The organism is Nocardioides sp. GCM10028917 (genome assembly GCF_042666175.1).
Lineage (GTDB): Bacteria > Actinomycetota > Actinomycetes > Propionibacteriales > Nocardioidaceae > Nocardioides.
In genome coordinates this window covers 1-25,539 of sequence record NZ_JBHTFL010000015.1, presented here as the reverse complement: position 1 = coordinate 25,539, position 25,539 = coordinate 1, and the positions used below count along the sequence as shown (strand labels likewise).

The following is a 25,539-nucleotide window of genomic DNA, read 5'->3' as shown; positions in this document are numbered from 1 at the left end:
CACCGGCATCGGAGGCCTCGTCCCCGCCGACCGCGTTCACAACGTCACGGGGAACTACAGCTAGCCCTCGACCAGCTGGGCGGTCCAGCCGGCATCGAGGTCCTCGAGCCCCACGAGGCCGACACCCTTCTCGTGCACCGTGCGGCTCGTGGTGCCGGCCTCGTTGCGCAGCTGCACCAGCTCGCTGGACTGGTCCTCGATGGTCGCGCTCGGGCGCGGCAGGCCTGGGACGTCGTACGACAGCCAGCCGTCGCCGAGCCGCGGGTCGGCGGGCATCGCGAGCCCCGCCTCTGCGCCGTCCTCACCAGCGCGCCAGGACGCGTCCTCGGAGTCCGCGCCGACCAGCCAGACGTTGCCGGCCCCGTCCTGCGCGTAGAGGTTCGTCTCGACGCTCGTCGTGCCGCCACCGAGGGCCGTCGTGGTCCGCACCGCCGTGGCCTCCAGGCCCGCGACCGGCACCGTGTCGTCCAGCACGTCGACGTCGATGCGACCGCGCGTGCCTGCGCCCTCGGTGACGTCGTACGTCCAGCGCGCCCCCGGCGCGAGGGGCAGCCACGGGTTGTCGACACCTTCCACGAAGTCGGCGGGCGCGGGCGTCGGAGTCGGGATGACGAGGCCGTTGATGCCCGGCGAGTCGTACGGCGCGGGCTGGCCGATGCCGGCGCACCCGGTGAGGCCGAGGACGAGTCCGGCTGCCAGTGCAGCCGCCGCGCGCGGACGGCGTACGCCTCGGAGCCCCCTCGTCATGGGCGCCAGCATGCCAGCCGTAGACCAGAGGCCGGCGGCGGATCCGGCGCTGCTAGCGTCAGCCGGACAGACGTCCCGCCTCCGCACACCTCACGAGGAGTACCACCGTGACCTCCGAACCCCTCAAGGTCGCCGTCACCGGCGCCGCCGGCCAGATCGGCTACAGCCTGCTCTTCCGCCTCGCCAGCGGCGCGCTGGCCGCGGACCGCCCGATCGAGCTGCGACTGCTCGAGATCGAGCCCGCCCTCAAGGCGCTCGAGGGCGTCGTCATGGAGCTCGACGACTGCGCGTTCCCGAACCTCGCCGGCGTCCAGATCGGCTCGGACGCCGAGAAGATCTTCGACGGCGTCAACCTCGCCCTCCTCGTCGGCGCGCGTCCGCGCGGCCCCGGCATGGAGCGCGGCGACCTGCTCTCGGCGAACGGCGCGATCTTCACCGCGCAGGGCAAGGCCCTCAACGCGGTCGCGGCCGACGACGTGCGCATCGGTGTCACCGGCAACCCGGCCAACACCAACGCCCTCATCGCGATGACCAACGCGCCCGACATCCCGCGCGAGCGCTTCTCCGCGCTCACCCGCCTCGACCACAACCGCGCCATCAGCCAGCTCGCGGCCAAGACCGGCGCCCAGGTCACCGACATCAAGAAGATGACCATCTGGGGCAACCACTCCGCCACCCAGTACCCCGACCTCTTCCACGCCGAGGTCAAGGGCCGGAACGCCGCCGAGCTCGTCGGGGACCAGGCGTGGCTCGAGAACGACTTCATCCCGACCGTCGCCAAGCGCGGCGCCGCGATCATCGACGCCCGCGGCTCGTCCTCGGCCGCCTCGGCCGCGTCCGCCACGATCGACGCCGCCCGCGACTGGCTGTTCGGCTCGGCGCCGGACGACTGGGTGTCGATGGCTGTCGTCTCCAACGGCGAGTACGGCGTGCCCGAGGGCCTGATCTCCTCGTTCCCGGTCACCACCTCGGGCGGCGACTGGTCGATCGTCGAGGGCCTGGAGATCGACGACTTCTCCCGCGCCCGCATCGACGCCTCGACCGCCGAGCTCGCCGACGAGCGCACGGCCGTCACCGAGCTTGGCCTGATCTGAGCAACGACGAAGGGCCGGACCCGATGGGTCCGGCCCTTCGTGCTGTCTAGAAGCCGCCGGGCTGGTCGGGGATGGAGCCCGCGAGGAAGATCAGCGACCCACCGAGCACGATGAGGATCGCCGCGTCGAGGACCTTGTGGCGCACCGCGAGCATGCCGGCGTCGCGCCGGCGCAGCACCAGCCGCACGGCGGCGGCGAAGATCAACGCCCCGCCCATCAGCCGCATCCCGATGCGCCACTGGTCGAGCGCCACGATGACCAGCGCCGCGGCGACGACGCCCAGGACGAGCAGGTAGAACGCTCCCCCGATCGTCGAGGGGTAGCGGCGCGGCTCGTCGGGGTCCTCCGGCGGCGGCTCCGCCGAGACCGGGGGGACCGACTCGGGGGGCTCGGGGGGTTCGACGGGCGGGTCGCTGTGGTCGGGCTCGGCCATGTCAGGACCGGACGGACTTCTCGGCGATCTCGACGATGTTGGTCAGCAGCATCGCGCGCGTCATCGGTCCGACGCCCTTCGGGTTGGGCGAGACCCACCCCGCCACGTCCCACACGTCGGGGTGCACGTCGCCGGTGACCTTGCCGTCGACGCGCGAGACGCCGACGTCGAGGACGGCCGCGCCGGGCTTGACCATGTCGGCGGTGACGATGCCGGGCACGCCGGCGGCCGCGACGACGATGTCGGCGCTGCGCACGTGCGCGGCGAGGTCGCGGGTGCCCGTGTGGCACAGCGTGACGGTGGCGTTCTCGGAGCGCCGGGTCAGCAGCAGCCCGAGCGGGCGGCCGACGGTGATGCCCCGGCCCACGACCACCACCTCGGCGCCGGCGATCTCGACGCCGTGACGGCGCAGCAGCTCGATGGCGCCGACCGGGGTGCAGGGCAGCGGTCCGGCCTCGCCGAGGACGAGCTTGCCGAGGTTGACCGGGTGCAGCCCGTCGACGTCCTTGTCCGGGTCGACCCGCGAGAGAAGGGCGAACTCGTCGAGCCCGGTCGGCTGCTGGACGATGAACCCGGTGCACGCGTCGTCGGCGTTGAGCTCGTCGATGACGGACTCGACCTCGGCCTGGGTGGCCGTGGCGGGCAGGTCGCGGCGGATCGAGGTGATGCCGATCTCCGCGCAGTCCTTGTGCTTGGCGCCGACGTACCAGTGCGAGCCGGGGTCGTCGCCCACGAGCACGGTGCCCAGACCGGGCACGACGCCCCGCTCCCGCAGGGCGGCGACGCGCTCGGCGAGCTCGGCCTTGATGGTCCGCAGCGTGGCTGCGCCGTCGAGGGTCTGTGCGGTCACGCGCGTCATCCTAGGGCCGCTCATCAGTGGAAGAAGTGGCGCGCGCCGGTGAGGTACATCGTCACACCGGCGGCCTCGCAGGCCGCGACGACCTCGGCGTCGCGCACCGAGCCGCCGGGCTGGACGATGGCCTTCACGCCTGCGTCGATGAGGATCTGCGGCCCGTCGGCGAAGGGGAAGAACGCGTCGGAGGCGGCGACCGCGGACGACGCCCGCTCCCCCGCGCGCTCGACGGCGAGGCGGCAGGAGTCGACGCGGTTGACCTGCCCCATCCCGACGCCGACCGACGCGCCGTCGGCGGCGAGGAGGATCGCGTTGGACTTGACCGCGCGGCAGGCGCGCCACGCGAAGACGAGGTCGGCGAGCACCTCGGGCGAGGCAGCCTCGCCCGTGGCGAGGGTCCAGGTCGAGGGGTCGTCGCCCTCGGCGGAGATCACGTCACGGTGCTGCAGCAGCAGCCCGCCGGAGATGGCGCGCATCTCGCCACCACCGCGGGTGAGCGGCGGGCACTCGAGGATGCGGATGTTCTTCTTGGCCTGCAGCGCCTCGATCGCGCCGTCCTCGTAGGCCGGCGCGACGACGACCTCGGTGAAGATCTCGGCCACCTGCTCGGCCATCGCGACGGAGACGGGGACGTTGGTGGCGATGACGCCGCCGAAGGCGCTGACCGGGTCGCACTCGTGGGCCTTGCGGTGGGCGTCGGCCACGTCGTCGCCGACCGCGATGCCGCAGGGATTGGCGTGCTTGATGATCGCCACGGCCGGCTCGTCGAAGTCGTACGCCGCCCGGCGGGCCGCGTCGGCGTCGACGTAGTTGTTGTAGGACATCTCCTTGCCGTGGTGCTGCCTGGCCTGGGCGAGACCGGGGCCCTCGGGCAGGAAGCCGTTGCTGTACAGGGCGGCGGACTGGTGCGGGTTCTCGCCGTAGCGCAGCACCGTCTCCTTCGTCCACGTGGCGCCCATCCACGCCGGGAAGCCGGAACCCTCGCTGGTGTCGGTGAGCACGTTGCCCATCCAGGACGCGACGTGGACGTCGTACGTCGCGGTGTGGACGAACGCCTCGGCGGCGAGGCGCTGCCGCTCCGCGAGGGTGAACCCGCCGGCGGCGACGGCGGCCAGCACGGCGTCGTACGTCGCGGGCGAGGTGACGATGGCGACGCTCGGGTGGTTCTTGGCCGCGGCGCGCACCATCGACGGGCCGCCGATGTCGATCTGCTCGACGCACTCGTCGGGGCCGGCGCCCGAGGCGACGGTCTGGGTGAAGGGGTAGAGGTTGCTCACCACGAGGTCGAACGGCTCGACGCCGAGCTCCTCGAGCTGCGCCACGTGGGAGTCGAGGCGGCGGTCGGCCAGGATCCCGGCGTGCACCCGCGGGTGGAGAGTCTTGACCCGGCCGTCGAGGCACTCGGGGAAGCCGGTCAGGTCCTCGACCTTGGTGACGGGCAGGCCGAGCGACTCGATGAGCGCGGCCGACCCACCGGTGGAGACGAGCTCGACACCGGCGGCGTGCAGGCCGCGGACCAGGTCGTCGAGCCCGGCCTTGTCGTAGACGGACACCAGGGCGCGGCGGATCGGGACGCGGTGCTCAGCGGCGGAGGGGGACACGGGACTCCTCGGACTCGGACGAGATCGGTTTCGAGTCGGGGGCACCCAGGCGTTCGATGCGTCCCGGCGTCACTCCCTGGTGGTGACCCACCTGCGCCAGTCGTGTGCCCGCAGACTATCGACCCTCGGCCCCGATGCGAACCCGGCGGCCCTCCACCGCGATCCCCTCGCGGGCGATGCGGCCCACGGCGTCCACGAGCATCGCGCGCTCGGCGGTCTTGATCCGCTCGTGGAGCGACGCGACGTCGTCGTCCTCCGCCACCTCCACAGGAACCTGCGCGACGATCGGGCCGGTGTCGACGCCCGCGTCGACCACGAAGAGGGTCGCGCCCGTGACCTTGACGCCGTGCTCGAGCGCGTCGCGCGGGCCGTGCATCCCGGGGAACGCCGGGCACAGCGCCGGGTGGGTGTTGAGGGTGAGGAACCGGTCGAGGAACTCGGTCGAGAGCAGCTTCATGAAGCCGGCCGAGACCACGAGGTCGGGCTCGAAGCGCTCGACCACCGTCGTCAGGGAGGCGTCCCACCCCTCGCGGGTCTCGAAGTCCGACACCTGGCGCACGAAGGTCGGGATCCCGGCGCGCTCGGCGCGTGCGAGGCCCTCGATGTCCTCGCGGTCGGCGCCGACGGCGACGACCCGGGCGCCGTACGACGGCTCGGCGCAGGCATCGAGCAGGGCCTGCAGGTTGGTGCCGGATCCCGAGACCAGGACGACGAGGCGGGTGGGCTGGTGCACGCGCGGAAGTCTAGGCGCGGTGGGACGGAGCGCCCGACGGCGTCCGGTCGCGCACGAGGCGGCCGGCGACCAGCGCCGCGATCGCCGTGGTCACCGGCACCGCGGCGACGATGCCGAGCCCGCCGACGAGCCCGCGGACCACCTCCTGCGCCACCACCTCCTGGCTGACCGCGACCCCGAAGGGCAGCGACAGCGCGGAGAAGACCAGCATCAGCGGCAGCGTGGCGCCGACGTAGGCCAGCACGAGGGTGTTGACGGTCGACGCGGCGTGCGAGCGACCGATGCGCATCGCCCGGGTGAAGAGCGACCGCGTGCTGGCGTCGGGGTCGACGTCGGCGAGCTCCCACACCGCCCACGTCTGGGTGACGGTGACGTCGTCGAGCACGCCCAGGGCACCGATGACCAGGCCGGCGAGCAGCAGCCCGCGGAGGTCGACCTGGGCGGCGATGCCGGAGATGTACTGGCTGCCCTCGTCGACGAGACCGGTGAACTGGCCGACCTCGGTGAACACCCACCCGACGCCGCCGATCACCAGGAGCGCTACCAGGGTCCCGAGCATCGCGACCGTCGTGCGGACGGTGAAGCCGTGCGAGAGGTAGAGCGTGACCAGCATGATGGCCGCCGCGGTCGTCACCGCGACGAGGAGCGGCGAGGCACCCTCCATGATGGCCGGCAGCGTGAACCCCGCGATGAGGATCAGCGAGTACGCCAGGCTGGCGAGGGCGCCGATGCCGCGCCAGCGCGACAGCGCGAGCACGGCCACGGCGAAGAGGAGCAGCAGCACGAGCAGGGGCGGGCCGCGGTCGAAGTCCTGGAAGGCGTACTGCTCGCCGTCGGGCGCCTGCTCGGTGAACGACACGATGATGCGATCCCCCGCCACCACCTCGGGCGCCTGCGACCCGTAGGGCAGCAGCGCCTCCGCCTCGCCGGGGGCGCCCGGACCGCTGAGCAGCTCGACCTCGGCGAGCTGGCACCCCTCGACCTGCTGGCGGCACGGGCCGACCGACTGCACCTCGGCGGTGCCGCGCTCGACGTCGACGCCCGGACCGCTGATCTCCAGGTCACCGTCGGGCCAGAGCGTGACGAGTCCGACGAGCGTCGCGAGCACGAGCGGCGCCACCAGCGCCGTCATCAGCACCCTGATCTGCCGCGGCGCGGGCCCGAGGGACGGGCGCTCGCCGTGGCTGTGTCCAGCCCCCACCGATCAGTCCTCGGGAGCCGCGTCGGGGCCGGGGCCCCCCTCGGGCGCGGCCGACCGGGCCGCGCGCCACGCGAACCAGGCCAACGCCGATGCGCCGAGGAGCGCACCGATGCCGCACGCGGTGACCGAGTGGAGCAGGACGTCGCGGGTGAAGGGGCCCACGAAGCGCATGCGACCCGGTCCGGCGGCACCACCCGACAGCGAGGCGAGCAGCGCGAACCCGACGCCGGCCGCCAGCCCCCCGCCGCAGCCGGCGAGGGCGATCCGGTCCCAGGTCAGGAGGCGGCCGCGGAGCACGCGGTACGCCGAGACGGCGGCGACCAGCGGCGCGAGGACCATGAGGGCGCCCGCCCAGCCGGGAGGCGTGCCGACCGCCGGCAGCGCCGCGAACAGCGGGACGACCGGAAGCGGACCGAGCACCACAGCGCCCGGCGACACGACGGTCGCGCCACCGACGGCGAACCCCGGCCCGAGGAGCCACGACCCGGCGAACAGCACGGCGTTGGGGACGTAGGCGGCGTTGACCAGGGCGTACAGGCCGGCCTCCGACGGGCTGAGGTGCAGCCGCGAGGACATCGTGGCGGCCTCACCGAAGGAGGCGGCGAAGGAGACGAGGAAGACCACGGCGGAGACGGCCAGCAACCGCACGAGCACCGAGCCGGCGACCGCCGCGCCGGCCCGGACCGAGGCGGGGAGGAAGGCCGCCCAGATCGCCGCGCGGCCCGAGCCGATGGCGATGGCCGGGGCGGCGACGAACGCCGTCAGGAGCACGGTCCAGCCGAGCACCCGCGGCAACGACGGGTCGGCCGTGCTGCCGGCGGCGAGGGTCGCGACCACCACGGCCACGACGGCGTACGCCGCGAAGAACAGGGCGACGGCGGTGGGCACGGTGAAGTCGCGCTCGCCGTCGGAGATCCGGTCGGCGTCGGGGCCGTGACCGGAGACCGCGTCACCGACACGGTGCCCGAGCCGCCACATCGACCACGCCGCAACGGCCGTGACGCCGAGCGGGACGATGGTGATCCGGGCCCCCATGACGGTGACGCCGGAGCCGTGGCCGGCCAGCCAGGCGAGGGCGCCCACCCGCATGCCGTCGCGGGGAGCGCCGTGGACGCCGGCGTCGGAGGCGAACCAGCCGATGACGCCGACCGCCAGCAGCACCACGAGGGGGCCCAGCGCTGCGAGCGCACCACCGAGGGTCGCGATCAGCACCAGCGGACGCGGTCGAGCAGCCTCGGTCCGCGCGTGGTCGGGTCGGGTCAGGAGCGACGTCATGGCCGCCCCATCATCACCTGACCCTCGGGGCAGATCGTGCTGCCACGCCGCCCACCCCGAGCGCGACGACCCGGGCCAGGGATGTGCGCCGCACGGGCTGCTCCCGTACCGTGGAGCGGTCATGAGGAGCCCCGAGACCTTCGACGCCTACTACGTCGAGACCCGCAGCCGTCTCCTGCACGAGGCGTACGCCCTCACCGGCGACGCGCCCGCCTCGCGGGCCGCCGTCCGCGACGCCTTCGTGGTCGCCTGGCACCGCTGGCGCAAGGTCGGCCAGCTCGAGGACCGCGACGGCTACGTCCGCCCCCTCGCCCTCAGCCGAGCCCGCCGGCGGCACACCGCCCGGATCTGGCACCGCGACAAGTCGCTCGACCCCGAGGTGCGCAGCACCCTCGACGCGCTGTCCAAGCTGACCGCGCGGCAGCGGGAGCTGCTCGTCCTCAACGGCATCTCCGCGCTCTCCCTCGGCGAGGTGGCCCGCACCGTCGGCCTCCCCCGCGCCGACGCCGAGCGCGAGCTCCAGACCGCGAGCTCGCAGTTCTCACTGCACCGTGACGCCCCGACCACCGACATCCCGCGGCTGCTGCACGCCCTCAACGGCCCGCTCGAGGACATCCGCTGGCCCCGCGCCACCGTCATCCGTCGCTCCGGTGCTGCCCGGCGTCGCACCCACACCGTGATCGGGGCCGGCCTCGCCACCGCCGCCCTCCTGGCCTCCGGCTCCCTGGTCGCCACCGGCGCCGGGGCCGAGCCCACGAGCCTCAGCGAGGAGAAGGCCACGCCCGGGGTCACGGTGCACGCACCGGTCGACGACGAGGTGGGCGCGGAGATGATCAGCGCCGACTCGCTCCTCTCCCCCGCCCAGCTCACGCGGTACGGGCCCGGGCTCGACTGGACCGAGACCGCCACCACCGACAACCTCGACGGCGACGGCCTGCTGGCGCCGTGCCAGCGCGAGCGGTTCGCCGATCCCGACGGCGTCACCGCCCTCGCCCGCACCTGGGAGGGCGCCGAGACCCGCGTCGAGCGGAAGAAGGTCGGCAAGGGCGAGCGCCGGCGCACGCGCGAGCGAGAGGTCACCGACGTGCGGTCGACCGCCGTCCAGATGGTCGAGATGTCGCGCAACGAGCGCCAGGCGGCGCAGGGCTTCGAGACCGCGTCACTGTGGTTCGCCGGATGCATCGACCCGCGGACCCAGCTCATGGGCACCCGCACGGTGAAGCGCGTCGGCGACGAGGCACGCGTGTTCCGGCTGCGGTCCTGGGGCAAGGACCCGGCCACCCTCGCCGTCGGCACGGCCCGCACCGGCAGCCTCGTGATCACCCAGGTCGTGCGCAGCCGCGGCCGGGCGGTCCCCGACAAGGCGGTGCTGACCGGGCTCGCCGCAGCCGTCAACGGCGTCTGCGGGTCCGAGGGTGCCGGCGCCTGCGCCGGGCGCGCCCGCGACCGCGTCATCCCGCCTCTCGGGATCGGCACGCCCCCGGGGCTGCTCTCGGTGGTCGACCTGCCGCCGGTCGCCGCCGTCCGCGGGCCCTGGGTCGGCACGGAGCCCGAGCGGGCGCGCAACAACTACGCCGCCACCCGCTGCGACCGGACCACCTTTCAGGACAAGGGCATCAGCAAGGCCCTGACCCGCACGTTCCTCTTCCCCGAGACGCCGAAGGCGAACCAGCTCGGCCTCACCCAGACGGTGGGCGCGATGAAGCCGGACCGGGCCGGCACCTTCGTCGACCAGGTCCGCGACCGCATCCGCCAGTGCGGCCAGGCCAACCTCGGCACCGACGTGACCCAGCTGGCCTCGTCGTCCTCGAGGTCCGGCGACCTGAGCGTGTGGGCGCTGACCTTCGAGATCAACGACAGCCAGTCGTTCCCGTTCCTGATGGCGATCGTGCGCGACGGCGGCGCCGTGTCCCAGCTCGGCTTCGCCCCCGACCGCACCATGACGATGTCGCGCCCCGACTTCGTCGCCCTCGCCCGGCGCGTGGCGGAGCGGCTCGGACCGCTCGACCCCTCCCGCTGAGCCCGGACCGGGGCTGAGACAACCTTTTTGCCCCGGAGGGTGTCTCACCGGGCATGAGGTACCGCGCACGGCTCGTCGCCGCCGCGCTGGCCTGCACCCTCGCCCTCGCCGCCGGGTGCGGGGACCAGTCGGCGGGCGGACCGACGACGGGTGGCTCGCCGGACGGCTCGCCGGACGGCTCGGTCACGTCGGCGAGCGACGGGGCGAGCCTGGGCACCGCGATCCCCGACGACTTCCCGCTGTCCTCGGGCATGGCCGGTCCCGCCGACACCGTCCCGACCTCACGGAGCGGCACCGGCCTGCGTGACCTCGAGCTGTGCGGCACTTCCCCGCTGCGCGGACTGGGCACCCGGGACCGGATGGTCGCCGACAACAGCGGCGGCGAGTCCGCCGACACCCGCGAGCTGCTGGTCCTCGGGGCCCCCGACGACGCCCGTCGCCTCGCCGACCGCCTGGCCGGCCTCGTCGCGGACTGCGCCGAGCCCGACGCCAGCCGCGACATGGAGACCCGCACCGAGGTGCTGGCGTCGCCGTTCGGTCCCGGGCCGGCCACCACCCTCCTGCAGACCTACAGCTTCGACGGCGAGCCCGGCACGGGTGCGACCATCGTGCACGTCGTGCCCGTCGGCGCCGCGCTCCTCGTCACGTCGACGTACGGGCAGTGGACCCGCGAGCGCGCCCGGGACGCCGTCGACGCGACCGTCGGGCCGCTGCGCAGCACGGTCGAGGCGCTGGCGATGTTCGGCGAGCTCCCGACGTCCACACCAGCCTCCACCGGGACCCCGACCGAGACCCCGTCCGCCGCCACGGCGTCTCCCCCGTCGCCGTCTCCCTCGGCTCGCTCATCGGCGCCGCCCTCGCCGTCAGCGACCCCGACGACCGACCCGACCGGGACACCCGTGACCCCTGAGCCCACCGGACCCAGCGAGCCGGCAGCTGTCCCGGCAGTGATCCCGGCGGACTTCCCGCTCGACGTCGGCCTTCCCGAGGACGGCGGTGACGACGACGTCACTCCTCCCACGGACGACGTGGGCATGGACCCCGTCGAGATGTGCGGCCGCGCCGTCTGGCCTGCCGCGGGCGCGGCCGGCACCCGCCACCTCTACTCCTCCGTGCTCGGCCCGGAGTACCTCGACGGGCGCGAGCTCGTCGTCCACGCCGACGCCGACGCGGCAGTGGAGGCCATGACGGCGGTCCGACGGGCCGCCCGGGACTGCCGGCGCTCCGCCCACCAGGTGTGGACCGTCCTGTCGCGCGACACCGGCCACGACACGGTGACGATGGGCCTGACGTACGACGACGGGCTCGGCAGCTCGATCTTCCAGGTCACCCGTGTCGGTTCGGCACGACTGATGGTCCAGACATACGGTGAGGGCACGCTCGCGTCGCTGGACCGACAGGCCGATGAGGTCACGGGGACCACCAACCAGATCGTCCGGTCGATGTGCGCGTTCACGAAAACGGGGTGCTAGAACCATGTCCATTCCATCGACGCTGGCCAGCTCGGCCTGCCCGACCCTGCCGTCGCCGAGACGGCTCACGGCCATCGCGCCGGTGCGCCTGCTCGGCGCCCACGTCGTGTGGCGGCTGCTGTGGGAGGCCCACCCGCCCACGCGCCACGACCGGCACGCGAGATCCACGACGGCCCCGCAGGTGGACCTGCGAGGCCGTCTGGAAGGTGCTCTGGACCAGAGCGCCTGAGGGTCAGATCTCCTGGAGGACGGCCCGCATCAGCTCAGCGGTCTCCGACGGCGTCTTGCCGACCTTGACCCCGGCGGCCTCGAGGGCCTCCTTCTTCGCCTGGGCGGTACCCGAGGATCCCGACACGATGGCACCGGCGTGGCCCATCGTCTTGCCCTCGGGAGCGGTGAAGCCGGCGACGTAGCCGACGACCGGCTTGGTCACGTGCTCCTTGATGTAGGCCGCGGCCCGCTCCTCGGCGTCGCCGCCGATCTCGCCGATCATCACGATCGCCTTGGTCTCCGGGTCGTTCTCGAAGGCCTCGAGCGCGTCGATGTGGGTGGTGCCGATGATCGGGTCACCGCCGATGCCGATCGCGGTGGTGAAGCCGAAGTCCTTCAGCTCGTACATCATCTGGTAGGTCAGCGTGCCCGACTTCGACACGAGGCCGATCGGGCCCTTGCCCGCGATGGTGTGCGGGGTGATGCCGGCCAGCGACTCCTCCGGCGTGATGATGCCGGGGCAGTTGGGGCCGATCATGCGGGTGGACTTGCCGTCGAGGTAGGCGACGACCTCGGCGGTGTCGAGGACCGGGACGCCCTCGGTGATCACCACGAGGAGCGGGATCTCGGCGTCGATGGCCTCGATGCAGGCGTCCTTGGTGAACGCCGGCGGCACGAAGGCGACGGACACGTTGGCGCCGGTCTCCTTCATGGCCTCCTCGACGGTGCCGAAGACGGGGAGCTCCTTGCCGCCGAGCTCGACCTTCGTGCCCGCCTTGCGGGCGTTCACACCGCCGATGATGTTGGCGCCCGACTCGACCATGAGGGTGGTGTGCTTGGCACCCATGCCGCCCGTCATGCCCTGGACGATGATCTTGGAGTCCTTGTTGAGGTAGATGCTCATCTGTTCAGTTCTCTCTCTCAGGCCTGGTGGGCGAGCTCGGCGGCCTTGTCGGCCGCGCCGTCCATCGTGTCGACCTGGGTGACCAGCGGGTGGTTGAGCTCGTCGAGGATGCGACGACCCTCCTCGACGTTGTTGCCGTCGAGGCGGACGACGAGGGGCTTGGAGGCCTCGTCGCCGAGGATCTCGAGCGCGCCCTTGATGCCGTTGGCGACCTCGTCGCAGGCGGTGATGCCACCGAAGACGTTGACGAAGACGCTCTTGACCTGCTCGTCGTGGAGGATCACGTCGAGGCCGTCGGCCATCACCTGCGCGTTGGCGCCGCCGCCGATGTCGAGGAAGTTGGCGGGCTTGACGCCGCCGTGCGCCTCACCGGCGTACGCAACGACGTCCAGGGTGCTCATCACGAGGCCCGCGCCGTTGCCGATGATGCCGACCTGGCCGTCGAGCTTGACGTAGTTGAGGCCCTTGTCCTTGGCCTTCGACTCCAGCGCGTCGGCCTCCTCGCGGATCTCGAACTGCGCGTGGTCGGGGTGACGCACCTCGGACGCGTTGTCGTCGAGCGACACCTTGCCGTCGAGCGCCTCGAGCTTGTCGCCCTCCAGGCGCGCGAGCGGGTTGACCTCGACGAGGGTGGCGTCCTCCTCGACGTAGACCTTCCACAGCTGCTGGACCATCTCGATGGCCTGGTCGCGCAGCGCGGCGGGGAACTTGGCCTCGTCCACGATCGCGGCGGCCTTCTCCGGCGTGACGCCCTCGAGGGCGTCGATGCGGATCTGCTTGACGGCGTCGGGGTTGGTCTTGGCGACCTCCTCGATCTCCACGCCGCCCTCGACCGATGCGATGCACAGGTGCGAGCGGTTGGAGCGGTCGAGCAGGAAGGAGAAGTAGTACTCCTCCACCGGTGGGGTCGCCGGCGTCACCAGGACACGGTTGACGCGCAGGCCCTTGATCTCCATGCCGATGATGTCGCGGGCGTAGGACTCGGCCTCGTCAGCGGTCTTCGCGATCTTCACACCGCCGGCCTTGCCTCGACCCCCGGCCTTGACCTGGGCCTTGACGACGGTCACGCCGCCCATCTCCTCGGCGGCGGCTCGCGCGGCCTCCGGGGTCTCGGCGACGACACCCAGGGTGGTCGCTACTCCATGCTTGGCGAAGAGCTCCTTCGCCTGAAACTCCATCAGGTCCACGAGAGTGACCAGTCCTTTTCGTCTGCGAACAGTGCGGGGGAAATCCCTCTCGGCACCCTAGACCTCCGAGCGGGGTCGGGCGAGGTCGGGTGAGCGTGGTGGTGCTCACGCCCCGGCTAGGTTGAGGAGCATGTCCATCCCCAGACAAGGCTCGAACCGGGGCTCGAACTCAGCGGTGATGTGGTTCCGTCGCGACCTGCGGGTGCGCGACAACCCGGCGCTCCTCGCCGCGCTCGACGGGGGGTCGGCGGCCGCACTGTTCGTGGTCGACCCGGCCATCTGGTCCACGGCGGGACCGGCCCGCCGGGCGTGGCTGGCCGCCAACGTGCTCTCGCTCGCCGACAGCATCCCGCTGACCATCCGCCACGGCGACCCGCGCGAGGTCGTGCCGCAGGTGGCCGACGGCCGACGGGTGCACGTCGCCGCCGAGACGACGCCGTACGGCCGGCGCCGCGACGCGGCCGTGGCCGAGCAGGTCGAGCTCGCTGCGACCGGGTCGCCGTACGCCGTGGGGCCGGGGCTGGTCCGCAACGGCAGCGGGGGCCCCTACCAGGTGTTCAGCGCCTTCGCCCGCGCCTGGCGTGAGCACGGCTGGTCGGAGCCCGCCCCTGCGCCCCGTTCGCCCGCCCTCGAGCCGGCCGACTCCGACCAGCGTGCGCTGGACCTGCTGGCAGAAGCGGTGGCCGAGGCGCCGTTCGAGCTGCCCGGCGCCGGTGAGGACGCGGCCTGGCGCCGCTGGCGGTCCTTCCGCGACGAGGGTCTGCGGGACTACCGGGACGAGCGCAACCGCCCCGACCACGACGGCACCTCGCGACTCTCGCCCTACCTCCACCTCGGGGTGCTCCACCCGCGCTCGCTCCTCGCGGAGGTCCCGCCCACGTCGACGTACGCCACCGAGCTGGCGTGGCGCGACTTCTACGCCGACGTGCTCTGGCACGCGCCGTCGTCGGCGTGGTCGGACCTCAAGCCCGCACTGGAGGGGATGAGGTACGACGATCCCGACGACGCGATCGAGGCGTGGCGCACCGGCACCACCGGCTACCCGATCGTCGACGCCGGGATGCGCCAGCTGATGCACACCGGGTGGATGCACAACCGGGTGCGGATGATCACCGCCTCCTTCCTCACCAAGGACCTGCACGTGTGGTGGCCCATCGGGGCGCGGCACTTCCTCGACCTGCTGATCGACGGCGACGTGGCCTCGAACAACCACGGGTGGCAGTGGGTGGCCGGCACCGGGACCGACGCCTCGCCCTACTTCCGGGTGTTCAACCCGGTGACGCAGGGGCTCAAGTTCGACCCGCAGGGCGACTACGTACGCCGCTGGGTGCCCGAGCTGGAGCACCTGCCGGGCAAGGCGGCCCACGAGCCGTGGAAGTCCGACGTGGGCTACGAGCGGGACTACCCGCTGCGCATCGTCGACCACGCCGACGAGCGCAGGGAGGCGCTCGAGCGCTACCAGGCGGCGCGCGGCTGAGTCCTGTGTCACCTCGCCGCGTCCGTTTATCGGCCGCCCAGCTGGGTACATGAACTTATTTGGTCGAGGGTTGCACTTTCCCGTGATCCTTCCGTTACAGTCGTGCGCGGTCTTGCCGACCCGACCCCCCTGACGACCCGGCAGATTGGTAACTCCTTCATGGGCAACCACCGAGCGGAGCGCGCTCCCCAGCGACGCACCTCGGCTACGGCTGTACCCGTGAGCGGCAAGCGACGTGCCTCCACGCCGCCGCGACGCTCCCTGGTCCGGCTCCCGTCCCTGCCCCTGGTGGCCGGTGTCGCCGTGCTGGCGGTCTCCGCCGGCGGTGCCGTCACCGCGTCCGGCTCGGGCGTCACCGCGCTCGCCTCGACCGGCTCCGCCGTCGGGGCCACGCAGGCCATCGGCTCGGTCGCCGGCCAGGCCATCTCCCGCCGCGGCGTCGTCGTGAGCCGCGGCCACACCCGCGACTCGGGCAGCGAGGAGACCGACCCCGAGCTCGTCGCGCTCGCCGAGAAGCAGATGGCCGAGCGCGCCGCCAAGCTCGAGGAGATGCGCCGGGCCGCGGAGAAGCAGGCGGCGAAGATCAAGGAGAACAAGTGGGTTCTCCCCCTCGCCAGCTACGGCATCACCGCCACCTTCGGTCAGTACGGCCTCTGGGCCAGCTACCACACCGGCCTCGACTTCAACGCCAACAGCGGTGACAAGATCCTCTCCGTCGCCAACGGCACCGTCACCGAGACCGGCTACGACGGCGCGTACGGCAACAAGACCGTCGTCACCCTCGATGACGGCACCGAGATCTGGTACTGCCACCAGACCGCGATCTACGTCTCCGTCGGCGACAGCGTCAACGGCGGCGAGATCATCGGCACGGTCGGCGCGACCGGCAACGTCACCGGCTCCCACCTCCACCTCGAGGTCCGCCCCGGCGGCGGCGGCCCGGTCGACCCGTTCCAGGCCTTCGTCGAGCACGGCATCGTTCCGTGACCGAGGCGGCGCCAGCCGCGTCGTCGTCACGGACGATCGAGCAGCGCGCAGCGACTGAGGAACGAAGTCGCAAGCGCGTATCGAGATCTCTGATGGATGCCCCGACCACCTGAGTCGAGCGACCCGCGAGCCTGCAAAGCCGCGGAGAGCGACACGCTCCTCCACCCAGGGCGAGCGGTGGCTGAGGAGCATTCCGAGCCGCCAGAATCCGCCTGACGCACCGCCCACCGGCGCGTCGTACGCCGACACGCCTCAGCGGTGCCTGAGGAGGGTCCCCGGACGGCGGAGTGCCCCTCACACACCGCTCACCGGCGCGTCGTACGCCGACCCGCCGTCAGCGGTGCCTGAGGAGGGTCCCCGGACGGCGGAGTGCCCCTCACACACCGCTCACCGGCGCGTCGTACGCCGACCCGCCGTCAGCGGTGCCTGAGGAGGGTCCCCGGACGGCGGAATGCCCCTCACACACCGCTCACCGGCGCGTCGTACGCCGACGCGCGCCCAGCGGTGGCTGAGGAGGGTCCCGGACGGGTCAAATCCCCCTCACGCACCGCTCACGGGCGGGTCGTACGCCGACGCGCGCCCAGCGGTGCTGAGGAGGGTCGCGGACGGGTCAAATCCCCCTCACGCACCGCTCACGGGCGGGTCGTACGTCGGTGCGCGGCCTAGAGCTTCTCGACCGGCGCGTAGCGCAGGAGGAGGCGCTTGACGCCCTCGGAGCCGAAGTCGATGGACGCCACGGACTTCTCGGCCACGCCCTCGACGGCGACGACGGTGCCCATGCCGAAGGAGTCGTGGACCACCCGGTCGCCCGGGGAGAGGCTCGGGATCTCGCGAGCGGGCTTGGCCTTGGAGGCCGCGTCGGCGCGGAGGGCGGCGGAGCTGAAGTTGCGGCGTCCGGCGTCGGTGGGGGTGCCGAGGCGCGTGGAGCCGCCGCTCAGGTCGCTGCGGCCCCAGCGGGTCTGCTCCGCGGCAGTGCGCCGCCAGTCGACGAGGTCGACCGGGAGCTCGTCGAGGAAGCGGCTCGCCGGGTTGTGACTGGGCGCGCCCCATGCGGAGCGGACGAGGGCGCGGGAGATGTAGAGGCGCTGCTGCGCGCGGGTGAGGCCGACGTAGGCGAGCCGGCGCTCCTCCTCGAGCTCGGGCTGGTCACCGAGCGAGCGCTGGTGGGGGAAGACGCCGTCCTCGAGGCCGGTGAGGAAGACGACCGGGAACTCGAGTCCCTTGGCCGTGTGGAGGGTCATCAACGTGACCACCCCGGAGTCGTCCCCGTCCGGGGAGTCGGGGATCTGGTCCGCGTCCGCGACCAGGGCGACGCGCTCGAGGAAGTCACCGAGGCCGACGGCCACGGTGCCGGCCTCGACCTCGGCCGGGTCGGCGCTCGGCCCCGGCTGCGGGTCCTCGGCGAACTCACGGGCGACCGCGACGAGCTCGGCGAGGTTCTCCACGCGGGTGCCGTCCTGGGGGTCGTCGCTCGCCTCGAGCTCGGCGAGGTAGCCCGTGCGCTCGAGCACGGACTCGAGGATGACGTCGGGGCGCTCGTCGGCCTCGACCATCGACTGAAGCTCCTGCACGATCGCGACGAACGACTCGATGTTCTTCAGGCTGCGCGTGGCCAGGCCCGGCGCGTCGGCTGCCCGCGTCAGCGCCTCCCAGAAGGTGACCCGGTCGCGGTCGGCGAGGGCGGCGATGCAGGCCTCGGCCCGCTCGCCGATGCCGCGCTTGGGGGTGTTGAGCACCCGTCGCAGCGAGATCTCGTCGGCGGTGTTGACCAGCATCCGGAGGTAGGCCAGCGCGTCGCGGACCTCCTTGCGCTCGTAGAAGCGCACCCCACCGACGACCTTGTAGGGCTGGCCGGTGCGGATGAACACCTCCTCGAAGACGCGTGACTGGGCGTTGGTGCGGTAGAAGACGGCGACGTCGGCGGGGCGTACGCCGGCGTCGTCGGTCAGCTTGTCGATCTCCTCGCTGACGAAGCGGGCCTCGTCGTGCTCGTCGTCGGAGACGTAGCCGACGATCCGCTCGCCCTCCCCCGCGTCGGTCCACAGCCGCTTGGGCTTGCGCCCGCGGTTGTTGCCGATGACGGAGTTGGCGGCGGACAGGATGGTCTGCGTCGAGCGGTAGTTCTGCTCGAGCAGGATCGTGGTGGCGTCGGGGAAGTCCTGCTCGAAGTCCATGATGTTGCGGATGTCGGCGCCCCGGAAGGCGTAGATGGACTGGTCGGCGTCACCGACGACCATCAGCTCGCTCGGCTCGACGACCTCCGCGCCCTGCTCCTCCAGGGACTGGCCGCACAGCTGCTGGATCAGGCTGTACTGAGCATGGTTGGTGTCCTGGTACTCGTCGACGAGCACGTGGCGGAACCGGCGGCGGTAGTTCTCCCGCACGTCCGGGAAGGCCTGCAGCAGGTGCACCGTGGTCATGATGAGGTCGTCGAAGTCGAGCGCGTTGGCCTCGCGCAGCCGGCGCTGGTAGTTGCTGAACGCCTTGGCATACGCCTCCTCGAAGGAGTTGCGCGCCTCCTTGGCGGCGTCCTCCGCGTCGCGCAGCTCGTTCTTCTGGTCGGAGACCCAGTGGAGCACCGCGTTGGGCTGGTACTTCTTCGGGTCGAGCTCGAGGTCGCGCAGCACGAGCGTCATCAGCCGCTTGGAGTCGGCCGCGTCGTAGATCGAGAAGTTGGACTTGAAGCCGACCCGGTCGATCTCCTTGCGGAGGATCCGGACGCAGGCGGAGTGGAAGGTCGAGACCCACATGATCCGCGCACGCTTGCCGACGAGGGCCTCGACGCGCTCCTTCATCTCGGCCGCGGCCTTGTTGGTGAAGGTGATCGCCAGGATCGATCCCGGGTGTGCCTTGCGCTCGTTGATCAGCCAGGCGATGCGACGCGTCAGGACCCGGGTCTTGCCCGATCCGGCGCCGGCGACCACCAGCAGCGGGGCGCCGGCGTGCGTCACGGCGGCCCGCTGGGGCTCGTTGAGCCCGTCGAGGAGCGGGTGGTCGCGGTGCTCGAAGAGGGCCTGGTCGGCCGGTGCGTCAGTGGGGCTCATGTCGGCCCCAGCCTATGCGCCGGGTGCGACAGCCGGTCGGGCCCGGTCGGAGCTGGTCAGGCGTGCACGGGCGACCAGAACACCGCCACCGCGATGTTGGCGATCGTCAGCGCCAGCAGGCCGAAGTAGAGGCCCTGCGGGATGCTCGGCTTGCGCATGTTGACCATCACGAGCACCAGGATCACCAGGCCGATGGCGAACTTCACGCCGATCTTGGCGTGGTCGGGCGAGCCCAGGTTCTCGAGCACCCCGACGAGCAGCAGGCCTGCGAGGAAGGCCGTACCGGCGCCGTCACGCATCAGCGGGTTCACGGTCTTCGTGTCGTCCCGCACCTGCACGAGGAGGCCTCCGAGGAGGGCGGCGTAACCGAGGATGTGGACGAAGAGCAGCACCAGCCGCAGGGTCTCCATGCGGACACCCTAGTGAGCCGGCCCGACGATCAGGAGCGGCGCTTCCTCGGCTTGGGCGCAGGGCGTACGACGAGCACCGGGCAGGGTGCGTAGTGCTGCACGCGCTGGGCGGTGCTGCCGACGAGGACCGCGTCGCTGAGCCCGCGCCCGCCCGCCGCGACCACGACCAGCCCCGCGTCGTACTGCTTGGCGGCCTTGATGATCTCGTTGGCCGCCGAGCCGCTGCGGACCCGCTTGTTGACCTTGGGTCCCCAGCCCTCGAAGACCTTGGCGATGGTCTCGACGGCGTTCTCGGCGGCCTCCCGGAAGGAGCCGGTCGGCCACTTGTCGGACCCCTCGGACACCTCGTCGGCGAAGGCCACCGACGCCAGCGGCCGGATCACCGCGACCACGGAGATCTCGGTCACCTTGGACGGGTCCGCGAAGGACTTGAGGTGCTTGGCGGCGGCGAGCGACTGCTTCGAGCCGTCCGTGGCGACGATGACGTGCATCAGATCTCCTTGTCGGTGGCCGAGACCGTGCCAGGCCGCGGCTCGGACCTGCTGCCGAAGAGCTGCTCGGCGAGGTAGAGGACGACCCCCACGGCGAGAAGTCCGGCGCACCACCACAGCGAGCTCGGGTCGTCGTAGACGGCGTAGTAGAGGATCGCGAGGTTGCCGATCAGCCCGACGACGAGCAGCGGCGTGCTGGCCCGGAAGGCGCGGTCGTCCTCGTCCCGGCCGCGCAGCTTGAGGCAGGTCACGATCACGAGGGCGTAGATCGCGAGCAGGAAGACCACGGTCACGAGGGCCAGCCGCTCCACGATGTCGAGCGAGCCCCCGGCGGCGGTCACCAGCGTGCCCGTGACCAGCAGACCGCCCACGACCAGACCGCTGAACAGCAGTCCGACCCACGGGCTCCGCCGGGTCGGGTGGACCTTGGCGAAGACGCCCGGGACCACGTCCTCACGAGCCATCCCGTAGAGGATGCGGGGCTGCGTCACCAGGGTGACGAGGGTGGTGTTGGTGATCGCCACGAGCGCGATGATCGTGAAGATCGTCTCCATCAGGTCGGTGGAGAAGGGGAGGATGCCCTGCTTGACGACCTCGAGCAGGGCCACGTCGGACTCCGCCAGCTTGTCGACCGGCACCGTCAGCGCGGCAGCCATCGAGACCAGCACGTAGACGACGCCGGCCACGACCATTCCGCCGATGAGGGAGCGCGGGAAGGCCTTGTAGGGGTCGATCGTCTCCTCGGCCACGTTGGCGGTGTTCTCGAAGCCCGTCATGGCGAAGAAGGAGAGCGCCACGCCGGCGAGCACGGCGAGCGCCGGGTTGCCGGAGACGCTGATGTCGGTGAGCGTCCCGAAGTCCGCGTTGCCCTGGGCGATGTAGTAGATCGCGATGATCATCACGATGACCAGGCCGCTGAGCTCGATGAAGGTCATCAGCATGTTCATCACGACCGACTCGGTGATGCCGATGTAGTTGATCAGCACCAGCACGGCGACGAAGACGAGCGAGACGAGCAGCGCCGGCGGTCCGCCGCCCTCGAAGAGCTCGCCGAAGTACGACGCGAATCCCGCCGCGAGGGAACCCGAGGCAGCGAAGCTCGCCGACAGGAAGGACACGGTCACCAGGAAGGTCAGGGCCTTGTTGCCGAAGGCCTTCTGGACGTAGAGGGAGGAGCCCGCCGCCTGGGGGTACTTGGTCACCAGCTCGGCGTACGCCGCCCCGGTGATCGCTGCGACCGTGACGCCGGCGGCGAAGGCGATCCAGAAGGCCCCACCGACCGCGGCGGCGACCAGTCCGATGAGCACATAGATGCCCGACCCGAGGACGTCGCCCAAGGTGTAGAAGAACAGCTGCACCCCGGTGATGGACCTCTTCAGCCCGCCGTCGTCTTCGGTACTCGGCGGGACGGTTGCAGTGCTGTCGGCCACGGCGCGGCCCTCACTTCCGAGTGGGGTGGGGATGTGCCCCGACCTCACCGGTTCCGCGCGGCGTTGTCAATCGTCGCCCACCCGTCGGGGCGCGGTTCGCGCCTCAGAGCAGACGTCGGTCGGAGGCCCACTTCGTCAGCTCGTGACGACTCGAGAGCTGGAGCTTGCGGAGCACCGACGACATGTGCGTCTCGACGGTCTTGACCGAGATGAAGAGCTCCTTCGCGACCTCCTTGTACGCGTAGCCGCGGGCGATCAGGCGCATCACCTCGCGCTCGCGCTCGGTGAGCCGGTCGAGGTCCTCGTCGACGGCGGCGACGTCGATCGACCCGGCGAAGGCGTCGAGCACGAAGCCGGCCAGCCGCGGCGAGAACACCGCGTCCCCCCCGGCGACGCGGGTGATCGCATCGACGAGCTCGGGGCCGGTGATCGTCTTGGTGACGTAGCCGCGCGCGCCACCGCGGATGGTGCCGATGACGTCCTCGGCGGCGTCGGACACCGACAGGGCGAGGTAGAGCGTGTCGGGGGAGGGCTGGCGGCGCATGACCTCCACCCCGCCCCCGCCGGGCAGGTGCACGTCGAGCAGGACGACCTGCGGCTGCTGCTCCCGCACGACGGCGATGGCGGCATCGGCGTCGGCCGCCTCGCCGACGACCTCGACCACACCTGCGCCGGTGGCGGCGAGCTCGGCGCGGACCCCGGCGCGGAACATCGCGTGGTCGTCGACCAGGACGACCCGCACGGGACGCTCGGGGCTGGCCTGGGTCATGGGGTCTCCTCGTGGTGGGACTCGTCGTGGGACTCGTGGTGGGACTCGTGGTGGGACTCGTGGTGGGACTCGTGCTGGGACTCGTGCTGGGACTCGTGGCGTGACTCGTGGTGCCCGGTGCGCGGCATGTGGAGGCGGACCTCGGTGCCCTCGCCGGGAGCCGAGCGTACGTCCGCGCTGCCGCCGTGGCGTGCCATCCGGTCGACGATGCTGTTGCGGACGCCGTGGCGGTCGCCCGCGACGCCGCCGAGGTCGAAGCCGGCGCCGCGGTCGCGGACGAACACGTCGACCGCTCCCCCGGTGGTCTCGGCGTAGACGTCGGCGCGTTGCGTCCCGGCGTGCTTGGCGACGTTGACGACGGCCTCGCGTGCGGCGAGCACGAGGGGCCGCAGCGACTCGTCGAGGTCGCAGTCGCCGACGGTGACGACGTCGACGACCACCGGGTGCTGCGACTCGACGTCGGCCGCCATCTCCTTGAGCGCGCCCGCCAGGGTCGTCGCGTCGGCCGTGTCGGCCTCGAACAGCCACTGGCGCAGGTCGCGCTCCTGCGACCGCGCGAGGCGGGCGACCGTGGTGGCGTCGTGGGCGTTCTTCTGGATCAGGGCGAGGGTCTGCAGCACCGAGTCGTGCAGGTGCGCGGCCATGTCGGCGCGCTCCTGGGTGCGCACGCGCTCGGCCCGCTCGGCGCCGAGGTCGCTCACCAGCCGCAGTGCCCACGGGCCGACGACGATGGCGAGACCGAGCAGCCCCAGCAGGCCCGCGACCAGCACCGGCACCGCGAAGGTTGCCTGGCCGGCGGCGACGGCGAAGACGATGAGGGCGGTGACGATCAGGCCGAGGCCCGCGGCGATCCGGGCGTAGGCGGCCCACCCGCCGTTGCCGAAGATCGCGCGGAACGGGTCGATGCGCCCGGAGGAGTCGATCCAGCGCTCGCGCTGGGCCTCGTCGGCCTGGCGCCACAGCAGGCCGATGCCCGCGACGCCGAGGACGACCGGCCAGAAGAGCACCCCCTGGCCGAAGATCCCCTCGACGCCGAGGACGACGCCGAAGAACAGGGCCCCCAGGGCGATCGCCGGTCCCGCGTCACGCAGCCGCGAGCGGCGCCCGGGGCGCTTTCCGGTGCGCGTCGCGCTCTCGAGGCCGGGCGCGCCGACGTCGAAGTGCTGGTCGCCGGGCAGGAACATCCACAGGCCGGCGTACAGCATGAGCCCGAAGCCGCCGAGGAAGGCGGTGGCCACGAAGAAGCCGCGGACCCACAGCACCGGCACCGCGAGGTGCCGGGCGAGACCGGCCGCGACGCCGCCGGCGATCGGCGCCGAGATGTCGCGGTAGGCGCGACGCGGCGCACCCGGGCGCGTCGGTCGGGCGGCCGGGCGGGCGGCCGGGTGTGCGGCCGGGTGTGCGGCCGGGTGTGCGGGGGGCGTGTGGCTCATCGTGCATCCATCGTCTCAGGCGCGCAGGCCCCCGACCATGAGGACTGACCCCGAGGCGACCCTGACCCGGACCCCAGTGGACCCGGCCCGGATCAGGGCTGTCCCCGATGGTGCGGGGCGACCCCGCCGAGGAGAGTTGGGGCATGGACAACGCCAGCCCCTCCACCGAGCAGCCCACCCCGGGCACCCCGCCTCCGTCGGGCCCTCGGGTCACCCGCGACGAGATGAAGGACCTCGGCCGCCTGCGCCGCAGCGTCACCGACCGGCACGTGGCCGGCGTCGCCGGCGGCATCGCCCGCCACCTCGACATCGACCCCATCATCGTCCGCGTCGCCCTCGTGGTCGCGACGTTCTTCGGTGGAGCCGGCCTGCTCCTCTACGTCGCTGCCTGGATCCTGGTGCCCGAGGAGGGCACCGCGGACGAGCCGCTCGGCCTCGACCAGCGCAGCCGCACGATCGCCCTCGCCGGCGTGGGCGTGCTCGCGCTGCTCGCCGCGCTCGGCGACTGGGCCGGCGCCTTCTGGTTCCCGTGGCCGCTGGCGATCGGCGTCGCACTCGTCGTGTGGTTCCTCCACCGCAAGCAGCAGCGGTCGGGCGGCACCGCACCGCCGGCGTACGGCGACCAGCTCGTGCCCGACGCCACCTCGGACCCCACCGCGGACTACACGGCCGGCTACGGCACCGCGTACGACCCCGCCCACGCGCCCGGGACGGGCTACCCCCCGGCAGCGCCGTGGGGCACGTACGACCAGCCGCGGCGACCGCGCAACCCACGCAAGCGCGGCCCGATCCTGTTCTGGTTCACGCTCGCGCTGATCGCGCTGGCCGAGGGCGTCCTCGGCGTGGTCGACCTGGCCGGCGTGGCGGTCGCGGACAGCGCCTACCCCGCCCTCGCGCTCGGCATCACCGCGCTCGTGCTCGTCATCGGCTCCTTCTGGGGTCGCGCCGGCGGCCTGATCCTCGTGGGCCTCGTCGCGGCGATCGCCACGGCCGGGGCGACCGTCGGCAGCAGCGTCGGCGAGGAGAACCGCTCCTACGCCCCGACCAGCGCCGACGAGGTCCAGGAGGCCTACGAGTTCGGCGGCGGTCGCTTCAGCCTGGACCTGTCCGACGTCTCCGACGTCGAGGGGCTCGACGGTCGCGACATCACGATCGACGCGGTCGGCGGACGGATCGAGGTCGTCGTCCCCGACGGGGTGGACGTCGACGTCCGCACCGGGGTCGTCGGAGGCACCAGCGACGTCTTCGGCCAGCAGAGCGACGGCTTCGACATCACGCAGAACGGGTCCCTCGACGGCGGCGACGACGTCCCGGACATGTCCATCACCATCGACCTGGTCGGCGGCGAGATCGTCGTCCGCGAAGCGGCCTGAGGAGCACTGCCATGACTGACAACGAGAACGACTACTCCGACCTCTACGGCTACGACACCAGCTACGACACCAGCTACGGAACGACGTACGACGAGCCGATGACCGGTCCGCTCGACGCACCGGACAAGCCGTCCGGCCTGCACCCGGTCAACATCGGGCACCTCGTGATGGGCGTCGCGTTCGCCGGCATGGTGCTGGTGTGGGCGCTCGTCCAGGGCGACGTCGTCGACACCTCGGAGCTCCGCTGGCTGCTGCCGATCCCGTGGCTCGCGGCCGGTGCCGCCGGACTGGCGGCCACGGTCTGGCCGGGGCGCCGGCAGTCGTACGGCGGCTAGCTGTAGTTCCCCGTGACGTTGTGAACGCGGTCGGCGGGGACGAGGCCTCCGATGCCGGTG

23 protein-coding genes and 1 riboswitch are annotated in these 25,539 nt (G+C 72.3%); of the genes, 8 read left to right on the top strand and 15 right to left on the bottom strand.

What is annotated here, in order from left to right; genetic code table 11:
* Nucleotides 1-60 precede the first annotated feature (60 nt).
* On the bottom strand, nucleotides 61-747 hold the full coding sequence (locus ACFQW6_RS22910; RefSeq protein ID WP_378551027.1) for a hypothetical protein: 687 nt from the start codon (nucleotides 745-747) through the stop codon (nucleotides 61-63).
* Between the two features lie 107 nt (nucleotides 748-854).
* Between ACFQW6_RS22910 and ACFQW6_RS22905 the strand changes: the two genes are divergently transcribed.
* Complete coding sequence (locus ACFQW6_RS22905) at nucleotides 855-1,841, top strand: malate dehydrogenase (RefSeq protein WP_378551025.1); 987 nt, start codon at nucleotides 855-857, stop codon at nucleotides 1,839-1,841.
* A gap of 46 nt (nucleotides 1,842-1,887) precedes the next feature.
* On the opposite strand, the gene ACFQW6_RS22900 is transcribed toward ACFQW6_RS22905, so the two are convergent.
* The 6 genes from ACFQW6_RS22900 to ACFQW6_RS22875 form a co-directional block, all read right to left on the bottom strand.
* Nucleotides 1,888-2,274, bottom strand: a complete 387-nt coding sequence (locus ACFQW6_RS22900; RefSeq protein WP_378551023.1) for a DUF3017 domain-containing protein — start codon at nucleotides 2,272-2,274, stop codon at nucleotides 1,888-1,890.
* 1 nt (nucleotide 2,275) lies between these two features.
* The gene (locus tag ACFQW6_RS22895) at nucleotides 2,276-3,124 is read right to left on the bottom strand and encodes a bifunctional methylenetetrahydrofolate dehydrogenase/methenyltetrahydrofolate cyclohydrolase (RefSeq protein WP_378551021.1); all 849 of its coding nucleotides are present in this window, start codon (nucleotides 3,122-3,124) and stop codon (nucleotides 2,276-2,278) included.
* A gap of 23 nt (nucleotides 3,125-3,147) precedes the next feature.
* Nucleotides 3,148-4,728: a bifunctional phosphoribosylaminoimidazolecarboxamide formyltransferase/IMP cyclohydrolase gene (gene purH / locus ACFQW6_RS22890; protein WP_378551019.1), complete on the bottom strand. Its 1,581-nt coding sequence runs from the start codon at nucleotides 4,726-4,728 to the stop codon at nucleotides 3,148-3,150.
* 36 nt (nucleotides 4,729-4,764) lie between these two features.
* A riboswitch (ZMP/ZTP riboswitch) is annotated at nucleotides 4,765-4,841 on the bottom strand.
* Nucleotides 4,842-4,843: 2 nt separating this feature from the next.
* Nucleotides 4,844-5,461, bottom strand: coding sequence for a phosphoribosylglycinamide formyltransferase (purN, locus tag ACFQW6_RS22885; protein WP_378551017.1), 618 nt, complete (start codon nucleotides 5,459-5,461; stop codon nucleotides 4,844-4,846).
* A gap of 10 nt (nucleotides 5,462-5,471) precedes the next feature.
* The gene (locus tag ACFQW6_RS22880; RefSeq protein WP_378551015.1) at nucleotides 5,472-6,662 is read right to left on the bottom strand and encodes a YibE/F family protein; all 1,191 of its coding nucleotides are present in this window, start codon (nucleotides 6,660-6,662) and stop codon (nucleotides 5,472-5,474) included.
* A 3-nt stretch (nucleotides 6,663-6,665) separates the two neighbouring features.
* Nucleotides 6,666-7,937, bottom strand: a complete 1,272-nt coding sequence (locus ACFQW6_RS22875) for a DUF6350 family protein (RefSeq protein ID WP_378551013.1) — start codon at nucleotides 7,935-7,937, stop codon at nucleotides 6,666-6,668.
* Between the two features lie 121 nt (nucleotides 7,938-8,058).
* Between ACFQW6_RS22875 and ACFQW6_RS22870 the strand changes: the two genes are divergently transcribed.
* The 3 genes from ACFQW6_RS22870 to ACFQW6_RS22860 are packed head-to-tail and all read left to right on the top strand — an operon-like array spanning nucleotide 8,059 to nucleotide 11,658.
* Nucleotides 8,059-9,957, top strand: coding sequence for a hypothetical protein (locus ACFQW6_RS22870; protein WP_378551011.1), 1,899 nt, complete (start codon nucleotides 8,059-8,061; stop codon nucleotides 9,955-9,957).
* A gap of 53 nt (nucleotides 9,958-10,010) precedes the next feature.
* On the top strand, nucleotides 10,011-11,429 hold the full coding sequence (locus tag ACFQW6_RS22865) for a hypothetical protein (RefSeq protein ID WP_378551009.1): 1,419 nt from the start codon (nucleotides 10,011-10,013) through the stop codon (nucleotides 11,427-11,429).
* A gap of 4 nt (nucleotides 11,430-11,433) precedes the next feature.
* Nucleotides 11,434-11,658: a hypothetical protein gene (locus tag ACFQW6_RS22860; RefSeq protein WP_378551007.1), complete on the top strand. Its 225-nt coding sequence runs from the start codon at nucleotides 11,434-11,436 to the stop codon at nucleotides 11,656-11,658.
* Between the two features lie 3 nt (nucleotides 11,659-11,661).
* On the opposite strand, the gene sucD is transcribed toward ACFQW6_RS22860, so the two are convergent.
* A complete protein-coding gene (gene sucD / locus ACFQW6_RS22855) occupies nucleotides 11,662-12,543 on the bottom strand; it encodes a succinate--CoA ligase subunit alpha (protein WP_378551005.1) in 882 nt (293 codons plus the stop codon).
* A gap of 17 nt (nucleotides 12,544-12,560) precedes the next feature.
* The gene (gene sucC, locus ACFQW6_RS22850; RefSeq protein ID WP_378551003.1) at nucleotides 12,561-13,730 is read right to left on the bottom strand and encodes an ADP-forming succinate--CoA ligase subunit beta; all 1,170 of its coding nucleotides are present in this window, start codon (nucleotides 13,728-13,730) and stop codon (nucleotides 12,561-12,563) included.
* A 130-nt stretch (nucleotides 13,731-13,860) separates the two neighbouring features.
* Between sucC and ACFQW6_RS22845 the strand changes: the two genes are divergently transcribed.
* Nucleotides 13,861-15,207, top strand: a complete 1,347-nt coding sequence (locus ACFQW6_RS22845) for a cryptochrome/photolyase family protein (protein WP_378551001.1) — start codon at nucleotides 13,861-13,863, stop codon at nucleotides 15,205-15,207.
* Nucleotides 15,208-15,426: 219 nt separating this feature from the next.
* A complete protein-coding gene (locus tag ACFQW6_RS22840; RefSeq protein WP_378550999.1) occupies nucleotides 15,427-16,194 on the top strand; it encodes a M23 family metallopeptidase in 768 nt (255 codons plus the stop codon).
* Nucleotides 16,195-16,856: 662 nt separating this feature from the next.
* On the opposite strand, the gene pcrA is transcribed toward ACFQW6_RS22840, so the two are convergent.
* The 6 genes from pcrA to ACFQW6_RS22810 form a co-directional block, all read right to left on the bottom strand.
* On the bottom strand, nucleotides 16,857-19,238 hold the full coding sequence (gene pcrA, locus ACFQW6_RS22835; protein WP_378550997.1) for a DNA helicase PcrA: 2,382 nt from the start codon (nucleotides 19,236-19,238) through the stop codon (nucleotides 16,857-16,859).
* Between the two features lie 56 nt (nucleotides 19,239-19,294).
* On the bottom strand, nucleotides 19,295-19,648 hold the full coding sequence (locus tag ACFQW6_RS22830; protein ID WP_378550995.1) for a hypothetical protein: 354 nt from the start codon (nucleotides 19,646-19,648) through the stop codon (nucleotides 19,295-19,297).
* A gap of 29 nt (nucleotides 19,649-19,677) precedes the next feature.
* Nucleotides 19,678-20,139, bottom strand: coding sequence for a universal stress protein (locus ACFQW6_RS22825; protein ID WP_378550993.1), 462 nt, complete (start codon nucleotides 20,137-20,139; stop codon nucleotides 19,678-19,680).
* Nucleotides 20,139-21,569, bottom strand: a complete 1,431-nt coding sequence (locus ACFQW6_RS22820) for an APC family permease (RefSeq protein WP_378550991.1) — start codon at nucleotides 21,567-21,569, stop codon at nucleotides 20,139-20,141. The genes ACFQW6_RS22825 and ACFQW6_RS22820 overlap by 1 nt, the downstream gene beginning before the upstream one ends.
* Before the next feature lie 103 nt (nucleotides 21,570-21,672).
* Nucleotides 21,673-22,338 carry a LuxR C-terminal-related transcriptional regulator gene (locus ACFQW6_RS22815; protein ID WP_378550989.1) on the bottom strand — a complete coding sequence of 222 codons (666 nt, stop codon included), beginning with the start codon at nucleotides 22,336-22,338 and terminating at the stop codon, nucleotides 21,673-21,675.
* On the bottom strand, nucleotides 22,335-23,771 hold the full coding sequence (locus ACFQW6_RS22810; protein ID WP_378550987.1) for a PspC domain-containing protein: 1,437 nt from the start codon (nucleotides 23,769-23,771) through the stop codon (nucleotides 22,335-22,337). Before ACFQW6_RS22810 ends, ACFQW6_RS22815 begins: the two co-directional genes overlap by 4 nt.
* 143 nt (nucleotides 23,772-23,914) lie before the next feature.
* Between ACFQW6_RS22810 and ACFQW6_RS22805 the strand changes: the two genes are divergently transcribed.
* Both ACFQW6_RS22805 and ACFQW6_RS22800 read left to right on the top strand, forming a co-directional pair.
* Entirely contained in the window at nucleotides 23,915-25,144 is a 1,230-nt protein-coding gene (locus tag ACFQW6_RS22805) for a PspC domain-containing protein (RefSeq protein WP_378550985.1), read from the top strand.
* Nucleotides 25,145-25,155: 11 nt separating this feature from the next.
* Entirely contained in the window at nucleotides 25,156-25,479 is a 324-nt protein-coding gene (locus tag ACFQW6_RS22800; protein WP_378550983.1) for a hypothetical protein, read from the top strand.
* Nucleotides 25,480-25,539: the final 60 nt, after the last annotated feature.